The sequence below is a fragment of the Kribbella sp. NPDC031520 genome, assembly GCF_055580825.1.
This window is the reverse complement of the sequence record NZ_JBVIKS010000003.1, coordinates 381275-400891: the sequence shown is the minus strand read 5'-3', so window position 1 is coordinate 400891 and position 19617 is coordinate 381275. Positions and strand designations below refer to the sequence as shown.

Annotated in this window: 20 protein-coding genes; 12 read left to right on the top strand and 8 right to left on the bottom strand. The window is 68.9% G+C overall.

Going from position 1 to position 19617, the window contains the following annotated elements:
• Position 1 precedes the first annotated feature (1 nt).
• Positions 2-562, bottom strand: a complete 561-nt coding sequence (locus ACZ5BU_RS17315) for a GtrA family protein (protein ID WP_465699958.1) — start codon at positions 560-562, stop codon at positions 2-4.
• 154 nt (positions 563-716) lie between these two features.
• Here ACZ5BU_RS17315 and ACZ5BU_RS17310 point away from each other — a divergent pair, with 154 nt between their 5' ends.
• The 3 genes from ACZ5BU_RS17310 to ACZ5BU_RS17300 all read left to right on the top strand — a co-directional run bounded on the left by ACZ5BU_RS17310 (position 717) and on the right by ACZ5BU_RS17300 (position 3693).
• Positions 717-1889, top strand: coding sequence for a 5-(carboxyamino)imidazole ribonucleotide synthase (locus tag ACZ5BU_RS17310; protein WP_465699956.1), 1173 nt, complete (start codon positions 717-719; stop codon positions 1887-1889).
• A 7-nt stretch (positions 1890-1896) separates the two neighbouring features.
• Positions 1897-2397, top strand: a complete 501-nt coding sequence (gene purE, locus ACZ5BU_RS17305) for a 5-(carboxyamino)imidazole ribonucleotide mutase (RefSeq protein ID WP_465699955.1) — start codon at positions 1897-1899, stop codon at positions 2395-2397.
• A 75-nt stretch (positions 2398-2472) separates the two neighbouring features.
• Complete coding sequence (locus tag ACZ5BU_RS17300) at positions 2473-3693, top strand: MFS transporter (RefSeq protein WP_465699953.1); 1221 nt, start codon at positions 2473-2475, stop codon at positions 3691-3693.
• A 3-nt stretch (positions 3694-3696) separates the two neighbouring features.
• Here ACZ5BU_RS17300 and ACZ5BU_RS17295 read toward each other — a convergent pair whose 3' ends face one another.
• Complete coding sequence (locus ACZ5BU_RS17295; RefSeq protein WP_465699952.1) at positions 3697-5034, bottom strand: UDP-glucose dehydrogenase family protein; 1338 nt, start codon at positions 5032-5034, stop codon at positions 3697-3699.
• 135 nt (positions 5035-5169) lie between these two features.
• On the opposite strand from ACZ5BU_RS17295, the gene ACZ5BU_RS17290 reads away from it, so the two are divergent.
• The 6 genes from ACZ5BU_RS17290 to ACZ5BU_RS17265 all read left to right on the top strand — a co-directional run bounded on the left by ACZ5BU_RS17290 (position 5170) and on the right by ACZ5BU_RS17265 (position 12973).
• Positions 5170-6333, top strand: a complete 1164-nt coding sequence (locus ACZ5BU_RS17290) for an acyl-CoA dehydrogenase family protein (protein WP_465699950.1) — start codon at positions 5170-5172, stop codon at positions 6331-6333.
• A 43-nt stretch (positions 6334-6376) separates the two neighbouring features.
• Entirely contained in the window at positions 6377-7147 is a 771-nt protein-coding gene (locus ACZ5BU_RS17285) for a maleylpyruvate isomerase family mycothiol-dependent enzyme (RefSeq protein ID WP_465699948.1), read from the top strand.
• Between the two features lie 150 nt (positions 7148-7297).
• On the top strand, positions 7298-7579 hold the full coding sequence (locus ACZ5BU_RS17280; protein WP_465699946.1) for a hypothetical protein: 282 nt from the start codon (positions 7298-7300) through the stop codon (positions 7577-7579).
• Positions 7576-9162, top strand: coding sequence for an amidase (locus ACZ5BU_RS17275; RefSeq protein ID WP_465699944.1), 1587 nt, complete (start codon positions 7576-7578; stop codon positions 9160-9162). Before ACZ5BU_RS17280 ends, ACZ5BU_RS17275 begins: the two co-directional genes overlap by 4 nt.
• Positions 9163-9456: 294 nt before the next feature.
• Positions 9457-10167, top strand: coding sequence for a hypothetical protein (locus ACZ5BU_RS17270; protein WP_465699943.1), 711 nt, complete (start codon positions 9457-9459; stop codon positions 10165-10167).
• Between the two features lie 28 nt (positions 10168-10195).
• A complete protein-coding gene (locus tag ACZ5BU_RS17265; protein ID WP_465699942.1) occupies positions 10196-12973 on the top strand; it encodes a hypothetical protein in 2778 nt (925 codons plus the stop codon).
• Between the two features lie 199 nt (positions 12974-13172).
• Here ACZ5BU_RS17265 and ACZ5BU_RS17260 read toward each other — a convergent pair whose 3' ends face one another.
• Complete coding sequence (locus tag ACZ5BU_RS17260) at positions 13173-13379, bottom strand: DUF7489 domain-containing protein (RefSeq protein WP_465699941.1); 207 nt, start codon at positions 13377-13379, stop codon at positions 13173-13175.
• 89 nt (positions 13380-13468) lie between these two features.
• Here ACZ5BU_RS17260 and ACZ5BU_RS17255 point away from each other — a divergent pair, with 89 nt between their 5' ends.
• Positions 13469-14083 (top strand): TetR family transcriptional regulator, encoded by a 615-nt coding sequence (locus tag ACZ5BU_RS17255; RefSeq protein ID WP_465699939.1) that lies wholly within the window; start codon positions 13469-13471, stop codon positions 14081-14083.
• Positions 14084-14222: 139 nt separating this feature from the next.
• Here the strand turns inward: ACZ5BU_RS17255 and ACZ5BU_RS17250 are convergent, their stop codons facing one another.
• Genes ACZ5BU_RS17250 through ACZ5BU_RS17240 form a run of 3 tightly spaced genes read right to left on the bottom strand, consistent with a single transcriptional unit; the run spans position 14223 to position 16409 of the window.
• Positions 14223-14621 (bottom strand): MAPEG family protein, encoded by a 399-nt coding sequence (locus ACZ5BU_RS17250; RefSeq protein ID WP_465699937.1) that lies wholly within the window; start codon positions 14619-14621, stop codon positions 14223-14225.
• Entirely contained in the window at positions 14618-15568 is a 951-nt protein-coding gene (locus ACZ5BU_RS17245) for an ATP-grasp domain-containing protein (protein WP_465699935.1), read from the bottom strand. Before ACZ5BU_RS17245 ends, ACZ5BU_RS17250 begins: the two co-directional genes overlap by 4 nt.
• Complete coding sequence (locus tag ACZ5BU_RS17240; protein ID WP_465699933.1) at positions 15519-16409, bottom strand: glutamate-cysteine ligase family protein; 891 nt, start codon at positions 16407-16409, stop codon at positions 15519-15521. Before ACZ5BU_RS17240 ends, ACZ5BU_RS17245 begins: the two co-directional genes overlap by 50 nt.
• 60 nt (positions 16410-16469) lie before the next feature.
• On the opposite strand from ACZ5BU_RS17240, the gene ACZ5BU_RS17235 reads away from it, so the two are divergent.
• Positions 16470-16970, top strand: coding sequence for a MarR family winged helix-turn-helix transcriptional regulator (locus ACZ5BU_RS17235; RefSeq protein ID WP_465699931.1), 501 nt, complete (start codon positions 16470-16472; stop codon positions 16968-16970).
• On the opposite strand, the gene ACZ5BU_RS17230 is transcribed toward ACZ5BU_RS17235, so the two are convergent.
• Entirely contained in the window at positions 16934-17515 is a 582-nt protein-coding gene (locus ACZ5BU_RS17230; RefSeq protein ID WP_465699929.1) for an ArsR/SmtB family transcription factor, read from the bottom strand. The genes ACZ5BU_RS17235 and ACZ5BU_RS17230 overlap by 37 nt on opposite strands.
• Before the next feature lie 58 nt (positions 17516-17573).
• Between ACZ5BU_RS17230 and ACZ5BU_RS17225 the strand changes: the two genes are divergently transcribed.
• A complete protein-coding gene (locus ACZ5BU_RS17225; RefSeq protein WP_465699927.1) occupies positions 17574-18143 on the top strand; it encodes a dienelactone hydrolase family protein in 570 nt (189 codons plus the stop codon).
• Here ACZ5BU_RS17225 and ACZ5BU_RS17220 read toward each other — a convergent pair.
• A complete protein-coding gene (locus ACZ5BU_RS17220) occupies positions 18140-19561 on the bottom strand; it encodes an MFS transporter (protein WP_465699926.1) in 1422 nt (473 codons plus the stop codon). The two genes, ACZ5BU_RS17225 and ACZ5BU_RS17220, sit on opposite strands and share 4 nt — an antisense overlap.
• Between the last annotated feature and the right edge of the window lie 56 nt (positions 19562-19617).

The following is a 19617-nucleotide window of genomic DNA, read 5'->3' as shown; positions in this document are numbered from 1 at the left end:
GCTACCGCACGACGGGCAGATCGCCCGTGGACTCCCCGTCCAGCTCGGCCGGGGAGTCCGGTGCCGGGGTGTGTTCCGCCTCGTCGAGCAGGATCTCTTCCTTGAACACGAACTTCCGGTACGACCAGAAGCGGAACAGGGTGCCGAGACCGAGGCCGATGAAGTTCGCCGCGATGTTGTCGGACAGCCAGGTGTGCAGGTCCAGCACGTACCGCGAGAAGGCCAGACAGCCGGCCGCGATCAGCAGGCCGATGCCGTTCAGCACGAAGAACAGCACGTACTCACGGTGCAGGCCGCTGCGCTCCCGGTGCCGCCACGTCCAGTAGCGGTTCCCGAAGTACGTCACGATCGTGGCGACCGTGGTCGAGATCAGCTTCGCGGTCAGCGGCTTCTGGTGCAGCATGCCCTCGCCCGAGTCCGCGAGGACCAGCGGGTTGTTGAACACGAGCCAGTTGTAGATCGGGAGGTCCACGACCAGCCCCAGGACACCGACCAGACCGAACTTGGCCACTTCGTGCACCAGGTGCTGGAACTGGTGGTACAGCTTGGTGACGAGCTTCAACGGGGTTCGGAACCTTCTGTGATCACACCGCAACGGGAGGGCAGCTTCCCACGGTACCCGGCGAACAGGCCGACCCCGAAATCGCCCGCGCGCCCCAGAGTGTCAAACCTGGCCGCCGTACGGCCGATGATGTATGGACATTAGGCTCACGGCTGTGAAGTTCTCTCGGTTGGACCTCCCCACCGGTACCCCGGTGGTCGGCATGGTCGGTGGCGGGCAGCTGGCCCGGATGACCCAGGAGACCGCTGTCGCGCTCGGCGTCCAGCTCCGTGTGCTCGCCGAAGGCCCGGCGGTGTCGGCCGCGCAGGCGGTCGCGGACGCCCCCGTCGGCGACTACAAGGACCCGGAGACCGTACGGCGGTTCGCGGCCGAGTGCGACGTGCTGACGTTCGACCACGAGCACGTACCGACCGGCCTGCTGCACGCGCTCGAGGCCGACGGGGTGAAGGTCCACCCGGGTCCGGACGCGCTGGTGCATGCGCAGGACAAGGCCGTGATGCGCGCCCGGCTGGACACCTTCGACGTTCCGGCGCCCGCGCACCAGGTGGTCGAGACGTCCGCCGACGTCGCGGACTTCGCCAAGCGGGTCGGCGGCTTCCCGATCATCCTCAAGACCACCCGCGGCGGGTACGACGGCAAGGGCGTCTGGTTCGTCGACGGGCCGGACGACCCGCAGGTCGCGACCGCGTTCGGCAGCGGCGTACCGATCCTGGCCGAGGAGAAGGTCGACTTCGTCCGCGAACTGTCGGCGATCGTCGCCCGGTCCCCGCACGGCCAGGCGGTTGCGTACCCGATCGTCGAGTCCGTGCAGCGCGACGGCATCTGCGTCGAGGTCACCGCGCCCGCGCCCGGCCTGTCCCCGGAGCGGGCCGCGCAGGCGCAGCAGACGGCGCTGCGGATCGCCGGTGAGCTCGGAGTGGTCGGCGTCCTCGCGGTCGAGATGTTCGAGGCCCGGGACGGCCGCCTGCTGGTGAACGAACTCGCGATGCGCCCGCACAACACCGGCCACTGGTCGATCGACGGCGCGGTCACGTCCCAGTTCGAGAACCACCTGCGCGCGGTGCTCGACCTGCCACTCGGTTCGCCGGCAGCGCGGGCGCCGTACACCGTGATGGTGAACGTGCTCGGCGGCGACGTCGAGGACATGCACCGCGGACTCCTGCACTGCATGGCCCGCGACCCCGGTCTCAAGGTGCACTTCTACGGCAAGTCGGTGAAGCCGGGCCGCAAGGTCGGCCATGTGACGGCGTACGGCGACGACCTCGAACAGACCCGGGAACGCGCACGCCACGCGGCGGCGTACCTGACCGGAACGATCGACGAATAGGACGACCATGATCGGGATCGTGATGGGGTCGGACAGCGACTGGCCGACGATGAAGGCTGCGGCCGAGGTGTGTGCGGAGTTCGACGTGCCTTTTGAGGCAGACGTCGTCTCGGCGCACCGGATGCCCACCGAGATGATCGACTACGGACGGTCAGCCCACGAGCGTGGCCTCAAGGTGCTGATCGCCGGCGCCGGCGGTGCCGCGCACCTGCCCGGGATGCTCGCGTCGGTGACCCCGCTGCCGGTGATCGGCGTACCGGTACCGCTGAAGTACCTCGACGGGATGGACTCGCTGCTGTCCATCGTGCAGATGCCGGCCGGAGTTCCGGTTGCCACCGTCTCGATCGGGAACGCTCGGAATGCGGGGCTGCTGGCGGTCCGGATCCTGGCCGCCTCCGACGAGGTGCTGCGGGGCCGGATGATCGGCTTCCAGGAGTCGCTCGCGGAGGTCGCCCGGGCGAAGGGCGCTACGGTGCGTGACGGGGCGGCAGAGTTGCGTAAAGGCTGAGCTGGGCGCTGGTTTCCACAGGACGGGGGCGGGTAGTCATGAGATCCCATCGGATGTCGTTTAAGGTCGTCGATCGTGACTCCGCCCACTGAATCGGATACGCAGCGCATTCCGGTCCGCTACTGGATCTGGCTGTTCGGCGCCGCCGTATCCCTCCTCGGCGACCTGACGATGAACTTCGGCATCGGCTGGTCGGCCACCCGTCACGGCGGAAGCGTCGCCGGTCTGATCCTGTTGCTGGCCGCGGCTCCCAGAGCTGTCCTGTTGTTGATCGGCGGTGCTGTCGGCGACCGGTTCGGGGCGCCCCGGGTGCTGCTGGTGAGTTGTACGGCAATGTTCCTGGTGACGGCGACGCTGGTGCCGGTGACGCGTGCCCTGGGCGAACCGGTGGAGCTGCTGGCGATTCTCGCCGTCGTGGTCGGAGTCATCGACGCGTTCTTCCTGCCCTCGTCGCGCGCGATGCCGAGGTTGCTCGTACCGGCGCCGCAGGTGCCTCGGGCGCTGGCAAGTTTCCAGGTCACCGGGGTTATCTTCGCGGTCAGCGGTACGGCGGTCGGCGGCCTGCTGGTCAACTGGGCCGGGATGTCCGCCGCAGCCGGCTTCGACGCGATCACCTTCGGGATCATGCTCGTGGTCCTGTACCTGCTGCGCGGTACGACGACCCCGCACGGCACCAGGCGGAGCGGGATGTTCCGGTCGATCGCGGAGGGGGTCCGCACCGCGTTCGGGCGGCCGCTCACCCGGGCGCTGCTGATCACGATGACGCTGGCCGCGGGCCTGCTGATGCCGATGGACGCGCTACTGCTGCCGCTCCTGGCCCGCGATCATCACTGGAACGCGAAGACGGCCGCGATCCTGATCGCGACCCGGAGCATCGGCGTCGGCGTGGTGTCGATCCGGATCCTGATGCGGGGCGCCTTCCAGCGCCCTGGGGTCGTCGCGATGCTGGGCCTGCTGGTCGCCGCGATCGGGTTCGCCGGACTGTCCATGGTGGACGCGCTGCCGCTCGCCATCGTCTTCGCGGTGACCAGCGGAATCGGCGTCGGCGCCTTCACCGGCCACGTACTGCCGCTGCTGATGAACTCGGTCGAGAGCGAGTACCAGTCGCGGCTGCAGTCGGTCATCGTGCTCTGCCAGAGCCTGGCTCAGGTCGTGATGAACCCGCTGCTGGGCAGCCTCGCGGACGTGCAGGGGATCCGGATCACCGGCGTGTGCCTCGGTATCGGCGTCGCGATCACGCTGATCGGCCTGATCGCTCTCGGCCGTCCGGTGATCCGGAACGCCCGCGTTTCCTGACGGCTAGGGCTTGCCGGGGGCGCGATAGGTCCAGCCGGCGGTGCGCCAGGCGTCGACGTTCAGGTTCAGGCGGGCGTCGACGACGACCGGGGTGGCGACGACGTCCCTCAGGGTGGCCGGGTCGAGTTCGCGGAACTCGGGCCACTCGGTGAGGTGCAGTACCGCGTGGGCGTCGCGGCAGGCCTCGACGGCGGACTGGGCGTAGCGCAGGGTCGGGCGGACGCGGCGCGCGTTCTCCATCGCCTCGGGGTCGTACACCGTGACGTTCGCGCCGTGCAGCTGGATCCGGCCGGCCACGTCGAGCGCGGGCGAGTCGCGGACGTCGTCCGTACCGGCCTTGAACGCGGCGCCGAGCACCGTGACGTTCTTGCCGGACCACTCGCCGCCGAGCATCTCGTGGGTGAGGTCAACGATCCGGGCGCGCCGGTGCTGGTTGATGTCGTCGACCTCGCGGAGCAGCGTGATGACCTCCTCGACGCCGAGCTCACCGGCCCGGTGCATGAACGCGCGCAGGTCCTTCGGCAGGCAGCCGCCGCCGTAGCCGGGGCCGGCGTTCAGCATGCCGCGGCCGATCCGCTTGTCGTACCCGAGCGCGTCGGCGAGCTGGGTGACGTCGGCGCCGGTCGCGTCGGCCATCTCGGCGAGCGCGTTGATGAACGAGATCTTCGTGGCGAGGAACGCGTTCGCGCCGGCCTTCACCAGCTCCGCGGTCGGCAGGTTACAGACGACGACCGGCGTACCTTCGCCGATCGGCGTCGCGAACACCTCGCGCAGCCGGGCCTGGGCGGCGTCGGACTGGACGCCGAAAACGAGCCGGTCCGGGTGCAGCGTGTCGTCGACGCCGTGCGCCTCGCGGAGGAACTCCGGCTGCCAGGCGATCTCGACGCCGGTGCCGGCCGGGGACTCGGCGTGGAAGCGCGCCTCGACGATCTTCGACGTACCGACCGGGACCGTGGAGCGACCGACCACCAGGGTCGGCTCGGTCAGCAGCGGCGCGAGCATGGTCACCACGGAGTGCACCTGCGCCAGGTCGGCGGCCTCGCTGCCCTCGAGCTGCGGTGTGCCGACGCAGACGAAGTGCACGTCGGCCCAGTCGGCGATCTCGCTGTAGTCCTTGGTGAACCGCAGCCGGCCGGAGTCCACATGTTTCTTCAGCAGCGGATCCAGCCCGGGTTCGTACAGCGGGGCCTTGCCGTCGTTCAGCAGCTTGAGCCGGTGCTCGTCGATCTCGACCCCGATCACGTCGAAACCGAACTCGGCCATTCCGGCGGCGGTGTTCGCGCCGAGGTAGTTGGTGCCGATGACGGCGATCCGGAGCGGACGGGACGTCGCTTCACTCATGTCCGGGACTCTACCCATCATGGTTATCAGCGCGTGACCGGAGTATGGCCACCGGTCTTCCATGGCGTGCGCTGTTGGTCACTTTCGGCGTACGACGCCCCCCGCGCGGCAATGGTTCGTCGTACTGTGTGACTCGTGAGTAACTCATTCGAGCTGTACGCGCTGTCCGAGGAGCACCAGGCGATCCGGGAGGCCGTCCGCGACGTCTGCGACGCCAAGGTCGCGCCGCACGCGGGCGACGTGGACGAGCTGGCCGAGTTCCCCAAGGCGTCGTACGACGCGCTGAAGGCGTCGGACTTCCACGCCCCGCACATCCCGGAGGAGTACGGCGGAGCGGGCGCGGACGCACTCGCCACGGTGATCGTGATCGAGGAGGTCGCCCGCGCCTGCGCGTCGACGTCGCTGATCCCGGCCGTGAACAAGCTCGGCTCGCTGCCGCTGCTGCTGTCCGCCTCGGACGAGGTCAAGCAGCGCTACCTGCCGCCGGTGGCGTCGGGCGACTCGATGTTCTCGTACTGCCTGTCCGAGCCGGAAGCCGGTTCGGACGCGGCCTCGATGAAGACCCGCGCGGTGCTCGACGGCGACTCGTACGTGCTGAACGGCGTGAAGCGCTGGATCACGAATGCCGGCGTGAGCGACTTCTACACGGTCTTCGCGGTGACGGACCCGTCAGCACGGTCGCGTGGCATCTCCGCCTTCGTGGTCGAGAAGTCCGACGAGGGCGTGTCGTTCGGCGCGCCGGAGAAGAAGCTCGGCATCAAGGGTTCGCCGACCCGCGAGGTGTACTTCGACAACGTCCGGATCCCGGCGTCCCGGCTGATCGGCGAGCCCGGTACCGGCTTCGCGACCGCGATGCAGACCCTCGACCACACCCGCGTGACGATCGCCGCCCAGGCGCTCGGCATCGCCCAGGGCGCGCTCGACTACGCCCTCGGCTACGTCCAGGAACGCAAGCAGTTCGGCAAGGCGATCGCCGAGTTCCAGGGCCTGCAGTTCATGCTCGCCGACATGGGCATGAAGATCGAGGCCGCCCGCCAGCTCACCTACGCCGCCGCCGCAAAGTCCGAACGCGGCGACAGCGACCTCACCTACTTCGGCGCCGCCGCCAAGTGCTTCGCCTCCGACACCGCGATGGCCGTCACCACCGACGCCGTCCAACTCCTCGGCGGCTACGGCTACACCCACGACTACCCGGTCGAACGCATGATGCGCGACGCCAAGATCACCCAGATCTACGAAGGCACCAACCAGGTCCAGCGCATCGTGATGGCCCGGCAGTTGTTGAAGGGCCTCAGCTGAGGGCTCGCGGAAGAAAGTCGTGGCCCGTGAGGTTGCGCTTCCTGTGACCACACTTTCCGACCGCGTAGTCGCGGCATTGCGTGCCAACCACGACATCCTCGCCGCATTGGTGCCGACCTTGTCCGAGGAGCAACTGAGGTCCGGGAGCGGTGCGACGGACTGGACTGTCGCGCAGGTGCTCTCACACCTCGGGAGTGGTGCCGAGATCGGCCGCAAGCCGATCGCGGCCGCCGCCGGCGAGCACGTCCAGGCTGAGGACAACCAGTCGGTCTGGGCCAGGTGGGACGCCTCGTCCCCGGCCGACCAGGCGGCCGGGTTCGTCAAGTACAACCAGGCCTACCTCGACACGGTCGAGGCGCTCAACGCCGAGCGGCGCGAACTCCGGATCGACCTTGGCTTCCTGCCGGAGCCGGTGCCGCTGGTCGTCGCGCTCGCGATGCGGCTCAACGAGGTGGCCAATCATGTCTGGGACGTGCGCGTCGGAGTCGATCCGTCGGCGACCGTGGATCCGGACTCGGCCGAGCTGCTCGTCGAGCTCTTCGGCGGCCCGCTGGCATTCCTCCTCGGCTTCTCCGGCAAGGCCGATCAGGTCGACCAGGAGGTTCGCCTGGCGATCCCGGGCGGCGGCATTCACATCACCGACACGGTCACCGTGACCGGTGCGATCGAGGACCCGACGGCGACGTTCGACGGTCCGGCGGAGGCAGTCGTGCGGCTGCTGAGCGGACGGCTCGGTGCTACACGCGCCGCCGGCGTGACTGTCACCGGCAACGTCACTCTCGAGGAGTTGCGAAAGGTCTTCCCTGGCTACTAGACCAGCCGGCCGTGAGGTGGCCGGGGTCTCGGTGACGGAACACCTGACGCGGCTGGAGCCGTAACGTTCCGGCGATCTCGGTGAAACGTTCGGGGCGGTCGCGAGTGACATAAAGGGCCCGACAGGTTGCCGCCACGACCAGGAGGGGACATGGGCCTCAGTGACCCCACGGATGCCGAGCTGGATGCGATGATCCGGGCGCGCTTGGCATCGATCGGAATCGATCTCGAGCAGTTGCCGGCCGGGAGCGCTCCGGACCCGGACACCGGCAGCCCCGGACAGGACTCGGTACTGGCGAGTCTGCGGAGCTTCGTCCGGACCACTGTCCTGCCGTTGAGTTCGTACACGTTCGCCGCCGATTCCCAATTGGCGCAGCAGGCTGCGCCACCCACGCTTTATCCATCGATCGACGTGGTCCGGGAGGCGCGATGAGCGCGCCGTTGGACACGCAGGTGGACCGGCGCTCGTTTCTGCACCGGGCGAGTGCCTTGGCGGCGGCGACGGTCGGTTCGGTCGCGTTGCCGTCGGTAGCACATGCGGCCCCGGCGGCTACGGGTACGGCGCCGCTGGTCGACGTGCCGGTGCGATCGGTCGACGTCAGTGAGCTGACCATCGCGGAGGCGGCGACGCTGATTCGTCAGGGCCGGCTGAAGCCCGAGCAGTTGGTCGAGGCCTACCTGGACCGGATCGAGCGCTTCGACAGTACGTACCAGGCGTTCAACCGGGTGCTCGCGGAGGCGGCGCTGGATCGTGCCCGGGCGTTGGGCAGGTCGCGTGGTGGTGCGTTGCATGGCATTCCACTGGCGATCAAGGACAACTACTACACCCGAGGTGTGACGACCACCGCCAACTCCTACCTGTTCGCCGACTTCGTGCCCCCGTACGACGCGACGGCGGTCCGTCGGCTGACCGCGGCCGGCGGGATCGTCCTGGGCAAGACCCAGATGGGGCCGTTGGCAACGACACGGGCGACCACGCCGGACGGGCGGATCACCACCGTCAACGCGTGGACGCCAGAGGACCCGAGCACGGATCCCGGTGGTTCGTCGTCCGGGTCGGCGACGGCGGTGGCGTCCCGGATGGCGACGTCGAGCGTCGGGACGCAGACAGGTGGTTCGATCACCGCGCCGTCGAACGCGCAGAACCTGACCGGGTTGAAGCCGACGATGGGCAGGGTGTCGTTGCACGGCATCGTGCCGCTGAGTTATACCCGCGATCATCCCGGCACCCTCGCGCGGGATGCGCTGGACGCCGCGATCATGCTGACCGCGATGGCCGGCGAGGACCCGGACGATCCGAGGACCCAGGGACTGCCGCCGGTGCCGGACCTCGTCGGTGCGGCCACGCCGGTGCGCGTCGGCCGGCGCGTCCGGATGCGCTGGCGGACCAGGGTCGGCGTCATTCCCGGTTTCACCAGCGGTACGTCGGAGACCGCGGCGGCGCGCAAGACGGCGCTCGACGTGCTCGCGGGGATCGATGGCCTGTCGGTTGTCGACGTGACGATGCCGGACGAGTGGGACCTGCTCACCAATGCGGCGTTCAACAACGTGCGGTTGCCGGAACGGAGCGAGCCGTTCCTGCCGATGCTGCGGTCGGACCTGCGCGGTTTCGGGGTGTCGGTGACTGGTTGGCTGCAGGGTGCGTTGCTGGGGGCGAACGAGTACCTGATCGGTCAGCGGGCGAAGGTCGTGCTGCTCGAGCGGGTCCTCGAGGATCTGTTCGCCCAGTGCGACGTCGTCGTACAGACCAGCCCGACCCCGTTCGACGCACTGGGCCTTCCCGAGCTGGCGTTGCCGATCGGATTCTCCGCGAGCGGGATCCCGATCGGCACCATCCTCGGTGGAAAACCCTTCGGCGAGGACCGCCTGCTCGCCGTCGCCGCTGCCTATCAAGGTGTCACCGACTGGCACCAGCGCCGCCCCGCCGACCCACCAGCCACCGCCGCCACCCGCAAGACTGCTGCCTCCAGCCGCGGCCGGATCCGTGCCGAGGAGGTTCCGGACCTGATGCAATGAATGCCATGGTGACCGTCGGATCACCCTCTGCGCAGGCGTCTGCGCAGATGGTGATCCGGTAGCCGCTGTCGTAGGCCGACCCGATCGGCAAGGCGTACACTGAGGGTGTCCCTGCTTCCGCTGAGCAGCCCACTGCCTGACCTGACATCGGGTCCCGGAGGGCGAAGGTTTCGGACCTAATCGTGGGCGGGACCTATGGAGTCATATCGCGACCAGTCCGGGCGAGAGCGGCCGTCGAGAGTTCATCTCCGGAGCCATGCTGCCGGACTTCGGTTCCGCAGCGGAGCCCTGCTGTTGCCGTTGCTGGGAGTCATGCTGACCGGCTGCGGTGGGAACGGTACGGCGTCAGCGCCCGGGGCGACGGCGACGCTCGCGCCGCCGGCCAGCAGCGGATCGCAGTCCGGCCCCAGCCCCAGCGCGAGCTCCAGCGCTGCCGGCGGAGGTCCAACTTTGCTGATCACCAGCAGCGACGGCTTCAAGGTCGTCGTCAGCCTGGTGTCCGCCGGTGAGTCACCGACCGCAGATCCGGCCAACCCGGCTTCGCCAGGGCTGACCAACATTGTTCTGCGGCTGAACGAGCACAACCTGCAGACCGATCGCCCCGCGCCGTTCGTCGACCTCGTACGAAACCTCGTCCTGGTCATCGACTCGAAGAACCTGCCTGGCATCACCACCACGAAGGGGCCCGGGGAGGCGTTCAGGCCCTACCCGGACTGTGAAGCTTGGGGCGCGAAGAATGCGCCGGGGGCAACCAGCTTCACGGCGGCGTGGGTCTCCGTCATGGACATCAGCAGCGGCCGGAGCGAGCACGACCCGAAGCTGTGTCAGCTGAGTCTGTCGTCGCTCACGGACCATCTGGACCTACCGGCGACCATTCCCGCAGGCGCCGATCTGACCGAGGATATTTTCAGCGCCGCCCTGCCGGAGTCGCTGCCGATGGCAGCCTTCCAGCTGGCCGTGGCCACGAACAAGTCGCCGTACACTCCGGCAATTCCGCTCCGATGAGGTTACGTACCCGCGTCGCGCGAAGCCCATGATCCGCCGTGCGCCGGAGCGCCGGCGTGGGACGGGCGCGGCAATCGTGGTCCTGTCGATCGCGGTCCTGGTTGCCGGGTGCAAGGACTCCCCGCCCCCGGGGGCGGCCCCTGCTGCGACTGTCGCGCCGATCACCGGGACCGGGAACACTGCCGGGGCCCGAATCACCTTTGTCTGCAGGGCGGGGGCATCGTTCGGGCTGTGCGCCGTCGACGGCAACGGTGGCGGGCGCACGACGTTGGTAGCTGGTTCTGCCGGGGTCGTCGACGGCGGAGAGCTGTCGCCGGACGGCGGCAGACTGGCCTACTTCGTCGGTCCGAACGCCGACACTCACCTTTGGCTGGCCGCGGGAGACGGGTCGCATCCGGTCGATCGGGGATCAGGTGGAGACCCCTCGTGGTCGCCGGACGGCGGCCGAGTGGTGTACACGCAGGCGGCGGCCGGCGGGGGCGTCTCGGTGATGAATGCCGACGGTACGGGGACCCGTGCCGTCAGCGCGTTCGGCAGGAGCGGCCGGTGGTCGCCGGACGGACGGTTGATCCTGTTCGTCGTCGACCCAGGCGGGACCGATCCGCCGGGTGTCTACACGGTGCCCCAGCAGGGTGGGGCAGCGACCATGGTCATCCCTCGCGGCGGCGACGCCGCGTGGTCGCCGGACGGCAACCAGATCGCGTTCACCGAGTGGCGGGACCCGTCCCGCCCTTACACCCCGTCGGGCACCAGCCTGGCCAACGCCGATGGTTCCGATCCGCGCCGGCTCGACACGCCGTCGCAAAGCTTCGACTCGTCGCCGAGTTGGGCTCCGGACGGCTCGTCCGTTTTGGTGGAGCGGGGAGCGCTTCAGGGTCTGGACCAGCGCTTCGTCGCCCTCCAGGCAGGCGGACCAACCGGCGAACGCGTGGTGCTCGCCTTCGGCCCGCCCGACAACGGGTCCTCCCCACGGTGGGGCGGTGCCCGCGGCCGGAGTGCCCTCCTGGTAGGCCGTGGTCTCGATGTTCACGGGGGCTTCGGAGTTCCGCTCGTCTCGGTTCCGGTCGCGGACTTCGCGGCTCTGAACCCACAGCTCGCGCCGGCCGGCTACTCCGCCACCGTCGACTGGGGGGACAGCTCCGCGACCAGCACCGGGACAGTCGAGCTTTCGGGTGACCCGCAGAAGCCAACGGGAACCGTTCGGGCTGACCATACCTATCTCACCACCGGCACGTACACGCTCGTCGTCACGCTGCACAGACCTGGTAGCGGGTCGAGCGATCAGTCCTTCACCAGCCATGCGTACATCGCCTGGGGCGCTCTGGTCGCGGCGCAGCCCGCGTCCATTCCGGCCGGCATCCCTGTCAAGGGACTCCTCGCAGTACTGACGTATCCGTCGTCGCTCGGCCTGCCGCCGCCGGGCGCCCCTGCCTTCACCGACTGGAACGACGCGTACAGCCCTGGCGGCACTACACAGGAGCTGAGGACTCTGGAAGTCGGACCGTCGGGCGGCGTCATCACCGTTGGAGTCTATGAGCGCAACGGGCACAGTTACTCCGTGGTCAGGAACTACGCCCCGCTGCTGCGTCTTCCGGGCTGGGGAATACGGTCCGTGCCGGGGACGGCGGAGCTGACCGTGCCGCTGAGCGTGCAGGTGCACAAGGGGTCCGAATTCCGGATGGATCCGCCGTCCGCGTCGCCGCTCGGCAGTCCCGTTCTCTTCTACCCGGAGCTCGACGGGATTCCGGCAGGCTGGGGCGCCGCCGAGTTCGACTGGGAGTTCCCCGGCCGGGGAGGAGCTGCGAACACCACCTTCGCGGACACCCCCGCGACGCAGACGCAGTTCCAGCGGCTCCTAGCCCTGGTCAAGTCCGTGGGGAACAACCTCGACGACAAGTCCGTGCGCAAGGCGATGCAACCGTTCGGTATTGAGCCCGCCACGTTCGACCTGTGGAAGGACAACTTTCCCCGGCACATTCTGGTGCACGTGTTCACCGACGCCGCCGTACTCCACGACATCCACCTGACCGTGAAGCTGACCGACCTGTCGACCCGCCGCGTCGAGACCCTCGAGTGGGTGACCCACTCGATCCACCTCGTCGCGGGGTCTACCTGTCCGCGACTGGACTATCTGCTGCCGCCGGCGCCGCAGGTCAGTTTCGCGCTGGTCGGCAACCACACCACGTGCGACTTGGTCGCCGCGCTCAAGGCGATAGTGCGCGGGCCGAAGCGGAGCCCTGACTACATCTCGGCCGACATCTCAGGTGCGAGCGACGCCTACGTCGCCGGGCTGACGCTGACCGTGACCCAATCGGGTGAGGTGTACGTGAGCCTGCACCGCGGATGGGGTACGCCGGGCTTGTCCGCTGCTGTCATCTACGGCTACTTCGGTCTCCCGAACGACCCGCCTCCCGACAACTGGAAGGTGGACAGGCTGATCGAGGGCTGGACGTATACGGTCGGCGTGGTCGGCTCGGGCCTGGTCGGTGGCGCGACCCTGGGCGAGACGGTGGTCCTCGGTACGACCGGATACGGCTGGAACGCCTTCGAATACGCGATGGTCGGCGGTCTTCCGTCGGCATCTGGGCAGGCGAGTTGTGCGGTGCACCTCGGATCGGACAGTGAACTGCCCCTGCGCTGGCTCAAGTACCTGCAGCCCACACGCACCGCGCCGTTCCCAGGGAGCAGCTCGCCGCCGGCCCCACCTGCGGCGACAGCCGCGCAGGCAACCGATCTGCTCGGCCGAACCTGGACTCTCTTGAACAATGCGGCAACGTGCAACTCGATTCCACCTCCTCCCGGCTAGCGCCGAAGCACTGGGCAACCTGGTGCTCTGGGCAACGACCGGCGAGGAGCACCCATGTACTTCGTACCCGACCGGCGTGCTACAGCCCTCGAACAGGGGAGGCGCATCGGATATCCAGGGTCGACGCCGAACCGCCCTATGCCAATGCTCCGGAGCGCTACATCTGTACGTGCGGGGGCCCGCCGGCTGTTGAAGGCCCTCAGCTGACGCGCTGCGGGTCGGCGCCTGCTTGTTTGGTCAGGCGGTCGCCGACCTCGAGGGACTTCCAGAGGTCGCGGTTGACCTTCACGTCGCGGGTCTCGCCGTCGTCGAGCTGTACCTCGAGTTTGCGGTAGAGGTTGGCGCCGTCGTACATCGCGCGCGACTTCTTCACGACGACTCCGGTCCAGGCATCTCCGTCGGACATCGGTCACTCCTTCGTCACGGTGAGTAGACGGCTGAACCTTATCACCGATAACCATCGCGGCGGCGGGTGATCGCGGGTACGGTGCGGTGGTGCCTCAGCAGCGACGGACGGACCGCGACGCGATCGTGGCCGCCTCGATCGCGGTTCTCGACGAGCGCGGACTGGACAAGCTGTCGCTGCACGCGGTGGCCGCGCGGCTCGGCATCCGGCAGCCGGCGCTGTACCACCACTTCAAGGACAAGGACGCGATCCTCGCCGCGGTCGCCGCGGAGGTGCTCGACCGGCATCACACCGAGCGGCTGCCACGGCCGGACGAGGACTGGCACGAGTTCCTGATCCGCAACGCGTACAGCCTCCGCGGCGCGATGCTCGCGGTCCGCGACGGTGCCCGGCTGGTCGCGCTCGCCGGACCGCGCGCGCCCGAGCTCGGGAACGCGATCGCACAGGTGTCGTTCCTGGAACGGCACGGGTTCACCGGCGCGGACGCGATCCTGGCGTACGTTGCCGTGTCCCGCTACACGATCGGCTGCACGCTCGAACAGCAGACCGCCCGCGACGGCAGCAACATCCGCCTGCCGGACGTCCCGGAGGCGGATCACCTGCGCACACTGGCCGGTCAGCTCGCGCGGCTGGGACCGGACCACGAGTTCACCTTCGGCCTGACCGCGCTGGTGAAGGGGCTCGTCCCCTCGCGAGACCGGTGACGACTCCTCCGGATCGGGTGAGCAGAGCCCTCCGGCGTGGCCCTGAGCTGCAGCTGAACCCAGTCGGAGAGGGGCCACCGTTACGCCCAGCACTTCGCCCGCGTGTTCCGGCAGTTCACCGGCAGTACGCCGATCACGGTCAGATCGTCGCGAGTGCGGTGACGCCGAGCGCGACCCCGACCAGATAGGTGCCGGAGGCACCGATGGCGCGGAGCGGTCCGTAGCTCGCGAGCGTCGCGGACCGCAGCATGGCGAACGCGTGGACGAACCGGACGACCACGCAGGCAACGGCGAGTACGTCGATCACCCAGCTGCTCGACAGCGCCGAGCAGACCAGCAGTAGCACGATCATCGTCGGGATGTACTCGGCGGCGTTGCCGTGCGCGCGGACCGCGATCAGGAGCTTGTCCGCCGGATCGGTCGGCAGTTGGTTGCCGCCGCCGCGGATCGCGCGGTTGCGCGTCACGTTGGCGCCGAGCAGGAACAGCAGAATGCCCAGTAGGGCGATGCAGACAACGGTGACGGTGTCGAGGTTCATAGCAGTGCTCCTTCGAACAGGTGGCTCACGATCGTGTGGCTGAGTTGGGTGCCGAGCAGCGCGTCGGTCTTGTGCATGCCGCCCGGGCAGGTGACGTTGACCTCGATCAGCCGGCCGTCGATCACGTCGACACCCGCGATGGCCAGGCCGTGTTTGCGCAGTTCCGGTCCGAGGGCGGCGACGATCGCGCGGTCGTCCTCGTCGATCTCGGCCGGTGCCACCGGCGGACCGATCCGGAAGTCGTTGCCGGCCGGGCGCCGCAGGACCGCGCCGACGATCTCCCCGTCCAGCAGGAACAGCCGCTTGTTGCCCTGCGCAACCGCCGGCAGGTACTGCTGGGCGATCACCTGCCGGCGCCCGCCGTACGTCGCCGACTCGAGCAGCGCGATCGCGCCCGGATCGTCGTGCACCAGCCAGACGCCGTGCCCGGCGAATCCGTCCACCGGCTTCACCACCGCCGTACCGACCCCGGCGACGAACGACCGCACAGCGTGCGGATCCGTACCGACGTACGTCGGCGGGCACAGCTCCGGGAAACGCAGCGCGATCAGCTTCTCGTGCAGCGCCCGGATCCCTTCCGGGTGGTTGATCACCCGCGTGCCGGCGTGGTCCAGCAGGTACGTCGTGTGCAGGTACCGCGCGTCGACCGGCGGATCGATCCGCAGCTGCACCACATCGAAGGACGCGACGTCGACGACCGCCGTCCCGAGCTCGTCGAACCAGGACGAGTCGACGATCCACCGGTGATCGTCACCGGCGACCCGAGGCCGTAGCCGGATCCGCCGGGCGCGGGCGCACACCCGGCCGTCGGTGAAGGCCAGCTCCTCGGGCTCGCACGTCCAGACGTCGAGGCCGAGGTCCTGCGTCGCGACCATCAGGCCGATGCTCGCGTCGACGTCAGCCTGCAACCCGGGCAACGGATCGGTGATGAACAGTACGCCGATCATCTCGCCACATCCCTTCTGTGCAAGGGGTTTGCCGGAGTACGTGCCGCCGGTGCACGTCGTCGTACATCAGCCGCTGAAGTACGGCGACCGCCTGCTCGACCACGTACGGCTCCTGCGCGTCGAGGAACCGCACTTCGAGGTACGTCCCGCGCGGCCGGACCGGTGGAAACAGCGTGCTCAGGTGCCCGGCCGCCCCGTCGACGAAGACCGTGGCGTCCGCGGCGAAGGCCGTGTACGCCGCGACCGGGTCATCGCCGTGCAGCAGCCGGTCGTCGAATGCCGTACGCGCCGGATCGACCGCCTGCCAGGTCGCGAGCCGCGTACTGCGGTTGAACCGCGCGGCGAGCGACGGCCCCACGAGGTTGAGCACCCGCCACTGCTCGAGGCCCGCGCGACCAGGCCACCAGTCCAGGCAGATCTGCGTGGACGCGGTCCGGCGCATCATGACCCGGCCGGACGGCCCGATCCGGTCGAAGTGCCGCTGCATCGCGACGTACCGCGCCGACGTGAGCTGCAACGGCACGTCCGTCCGCGGGTCGACCGGGATCGGCCGCAGCGTGATCCCGTCGAGCCGGCGCCGCAGCTCGGCGGTCGCCCGGCGCAGGTCGCCGACCGGGTCGGTCGACGGCGGCAGGCTGAGTTCGAGTTGCCCGCCGGGCTCGAAGCTGACGTACGGCGCGGCCGGTGACCCCGTCACCGCCTGCCGTACGACGTCGATCGGTACGACGGACCCGTCGGCCGCGGCGACGACGTACTCCTGCTCGATCGCGACCCGGGTCGACCGCCCACACCCCTGTGCGAACAGGCCGGCGACCGCCGGGCGAAGCTCCCTGGGATCCATCGGACCCTCCCCTGATACCGTAAGGATTCCTGTCGAAATAATGGAAGGTATCCTTACAACATGTCAAGAGCTGAGGTGCCTCGTCCTGATCGGAAGCCGATGATCGCGCTGGTCGACCGCGCCAACCGCGCGATGCAGACCGACATGGTTCGGCGGGCGCATGCGGACGGGCACACCGAGGTGAAGATGGCCCACAACTCGGTCTTCGGAACCTTGCACTCCGGCGGCGCGCGCGCGGCGGACATGGCCGCTCGGGCGGGAATCACGCGGCAGTCGATGGGTGAGGTGATCCGCGACATGGTGGCGCTGAACCTGCTGGAGATGCGGCCCGATCCGGAGGATCGCCGAGCCAAGGTGGTCGACTACTCCGAGCACGGCCTGGCGGTAGCGACGGACGGCTTCCGGTACCTGATCGAGCTCGACCGCCGCCTCGAGGAGGAGTTCGGTGCGGAGAAGTACGCCGCGGCCCGCGAGGTACTCGACCGGTTGGTCGAGATTCTGGACCGGTTCGCCGCCGAGGAGGCTCAGGCTTCGCCCTCGGCCGGCGGCAGGGTCGGGTAGTCGCCGATCGGGTAGAGGCCGACGGTGAAGCCGTACGTCGTACCGCCCGCGCGCGGGAGCTGGTCGAACGCGTGGATCAGCGCGTCCACCTGCTGCCAGAACTCCCTGGCCCGCTCCTCCGGGATCCGCGCGTGCCGGATGAACGAGCGCATCTGCCCCGCGTCGTACGCCGGCTTCGACTCCTGGGCCGCGACCTCGAAGTCGTTGAAGTCGTGCGGCAGCTGCCCGTCCGCGCCCTGCCGGCCGAGGCCGACGTAGAACATCCGCGCCGCGCGCCCGTAGAACCGCTCCTCGATCGCGCGCACCCGCCGGGTCCGGACCACCCGCAGGATGCCGGCGTCGGTCAGCACCTTCACGTGGTGCGCGACCGTACTCTTCGGCCGCCCGACCGCGGTGGCCAGTTCGGTCACGGTCGCGGCCCGCTCGTGCAGCAGCCCAAGAATCGTCGTCCGCAGTGGGTCGCTGATCGCCCGCACCTGCTCCGCGGTCGTCAGCTCGACAGTGTCCGCGAGCTCGTAGTCGGGGACCGAGTTATTGCTTGGCATGGTTCGAATAGACTAGCATTCCGGATTGTTCGAGATATTTGGATCATTGGAGCTGATCATGGCCGAGGTCGTGCTGTACCACCACTCTCTGGGACTGACCGACGGGGTGAAGGCGTTCGCCGAGGAGCTCCGGCAGGCGGGTCACACCGTGCACACGCCGGACCTGTACGAGGGCAACACGTACGCGACCCTCGAGGAGGGCATGGAGTACGCGCGGACGACCGGCTTCGGGAAGATCGCGGAGCGCGGCGTCGAGGCGGCGCAGGATCTGCCGGCCAACGTCGTGTACGCCGGCTTCTCGCTGGGCGTCGTACCCGCGCAGCAGCTCACGCAGACCCGCCCGGGCGCGGTCGGCGGGCTGTTCTTTTACTCGTGCCTGCCGGCCGAGGAGTTCGGGGCGTGGCCGGAGGGTGTGCCCGCGCAGGTGCACGCGATGGAGGAGGACCCGTACTTCGTCGAGGAAGGCGGCGACATCGACGCCGCCCGCGCCCTGGTCGCCGCCAACAGCTCCGTCGAGCTGTTCCTCTACCCCGGCAAGGAGCACCTGTTCGCCGACTCCTCGCTGCCGGGGTACGACGAAGCCGCTGCCAAACTCCTCCTCCAACGCACGCTGGACTTCTTGTCCTAAACCTGTGCTGCCGCCTCCACTGCGATCGGAACCTCAGCGCGCTTGGTGGGTATGAACGACGCCACCGCCAGTGCGGTGAGGGCGGCGCCGGCGCCGATCAGCAGGACGACCCGGAAGCCACTCTGTGAAGGCAGGGTGTAGCCGCCCAGGCTGATCGTCAGGTTCGCGAGGATGACGCCGGCGACCGCACTGGACACCGACGTGCCGATCGACCGCATCAACGTGTTGAAGCTGTTCGCGGCCGCGGTCTCCGAGACCGGTACGGCGGACATGATCAGCGCAGGCATCGCACCGTACGCCAGACCGATGCCGGCGCCGATCAGCAGCGAGACCAGGACGAGTTCCCAGACCGAGCTCATCAGCACGCTGCCCACGCCGTACCCGAGGGCGACCACGAGCGCGCCGAGCATCAGCGTGACCTTCGGGCCGCGGGTCTTCGAGATCTTCGCCGAGAACGGCGCCGCGACCAGCATGATCAGACCCGACGGTCCCATCACCAGACCGGACGCGAGCATCGACTGACCGAGTCCGAAACCCGTTGCCTTGGGCATCTGCAGGAGCTGCGGCAGCACCAGCGACATCGCGAACATCGCGAACCCGAACACCATCGACGCCAGGTTGGTCAGCAGTACCTGCGGACGCGCGGTGGTTCGCAGGTCGACGAGCGGCTCGCTGGTCCGGCGTTCCCACCAGCCCCAGGCGAGCAGAGCGACGACCGCGAGCGCGAACAGGCCGAGCGTCCGCCCGCCGGTCCAGCCCCAGCTCCCGCCCTGGGAGATTGCCAGCAGCAACGAAATCAGGCCGGCCGAGAGACCGAGTCCGCCGAGCAGGTCGAACCGGCCGCCGGAGCGTACGGACGACTCCGGGACGAAACGCAGCACCAGGCCGAAGACGATCGCGCCGAGACCCGCCGACACCCAGAACAGTGTGTGCCAGTTGAAGTTCTCGGCCAGCAGAGCGGCCGCGGGCAGGCCGAGCGCGCCGCCGACGCCGAGCGACGCGCTCATCTGCGCGACCGCCGTACCCACCTTCTCGGACGGCAGTTCGTCGCGCATGATGCTGATGCCGAGCGGGATCACGCCGGCGGCCAGGCCCTGCAGCGCGCGGCCGGCGATCATCGGCACCAGCGTGCTGCTCAGTGCGGCGACGACCGAGCCGGTGACGAGCATGCCGATGCTGATCAGCAGCATCCGGCGCTTGCCGTACATGTCGCCGAGGCGGCCCATGATCGGCGTCGCGACCGCGGCCGCGAGCAAGGTGGCGGTGATCGCCCACGCAGTCCCGGAGGCCGAGGCGTGCAGCAGCCGCGGCAGCTCGGGGACGAGCGGGATCACCAGGGTCTGCATCAGCGCGACCGTGATACCGGCCGAGGCAAGCACCGGCACGACGGCCCTGGTGCGCACGGATGGAACGGACACGGCAGCCTCCAGATAGTTGGTTTCCGCAACCAAGAGACTAAGTCAGGCAGTTGACT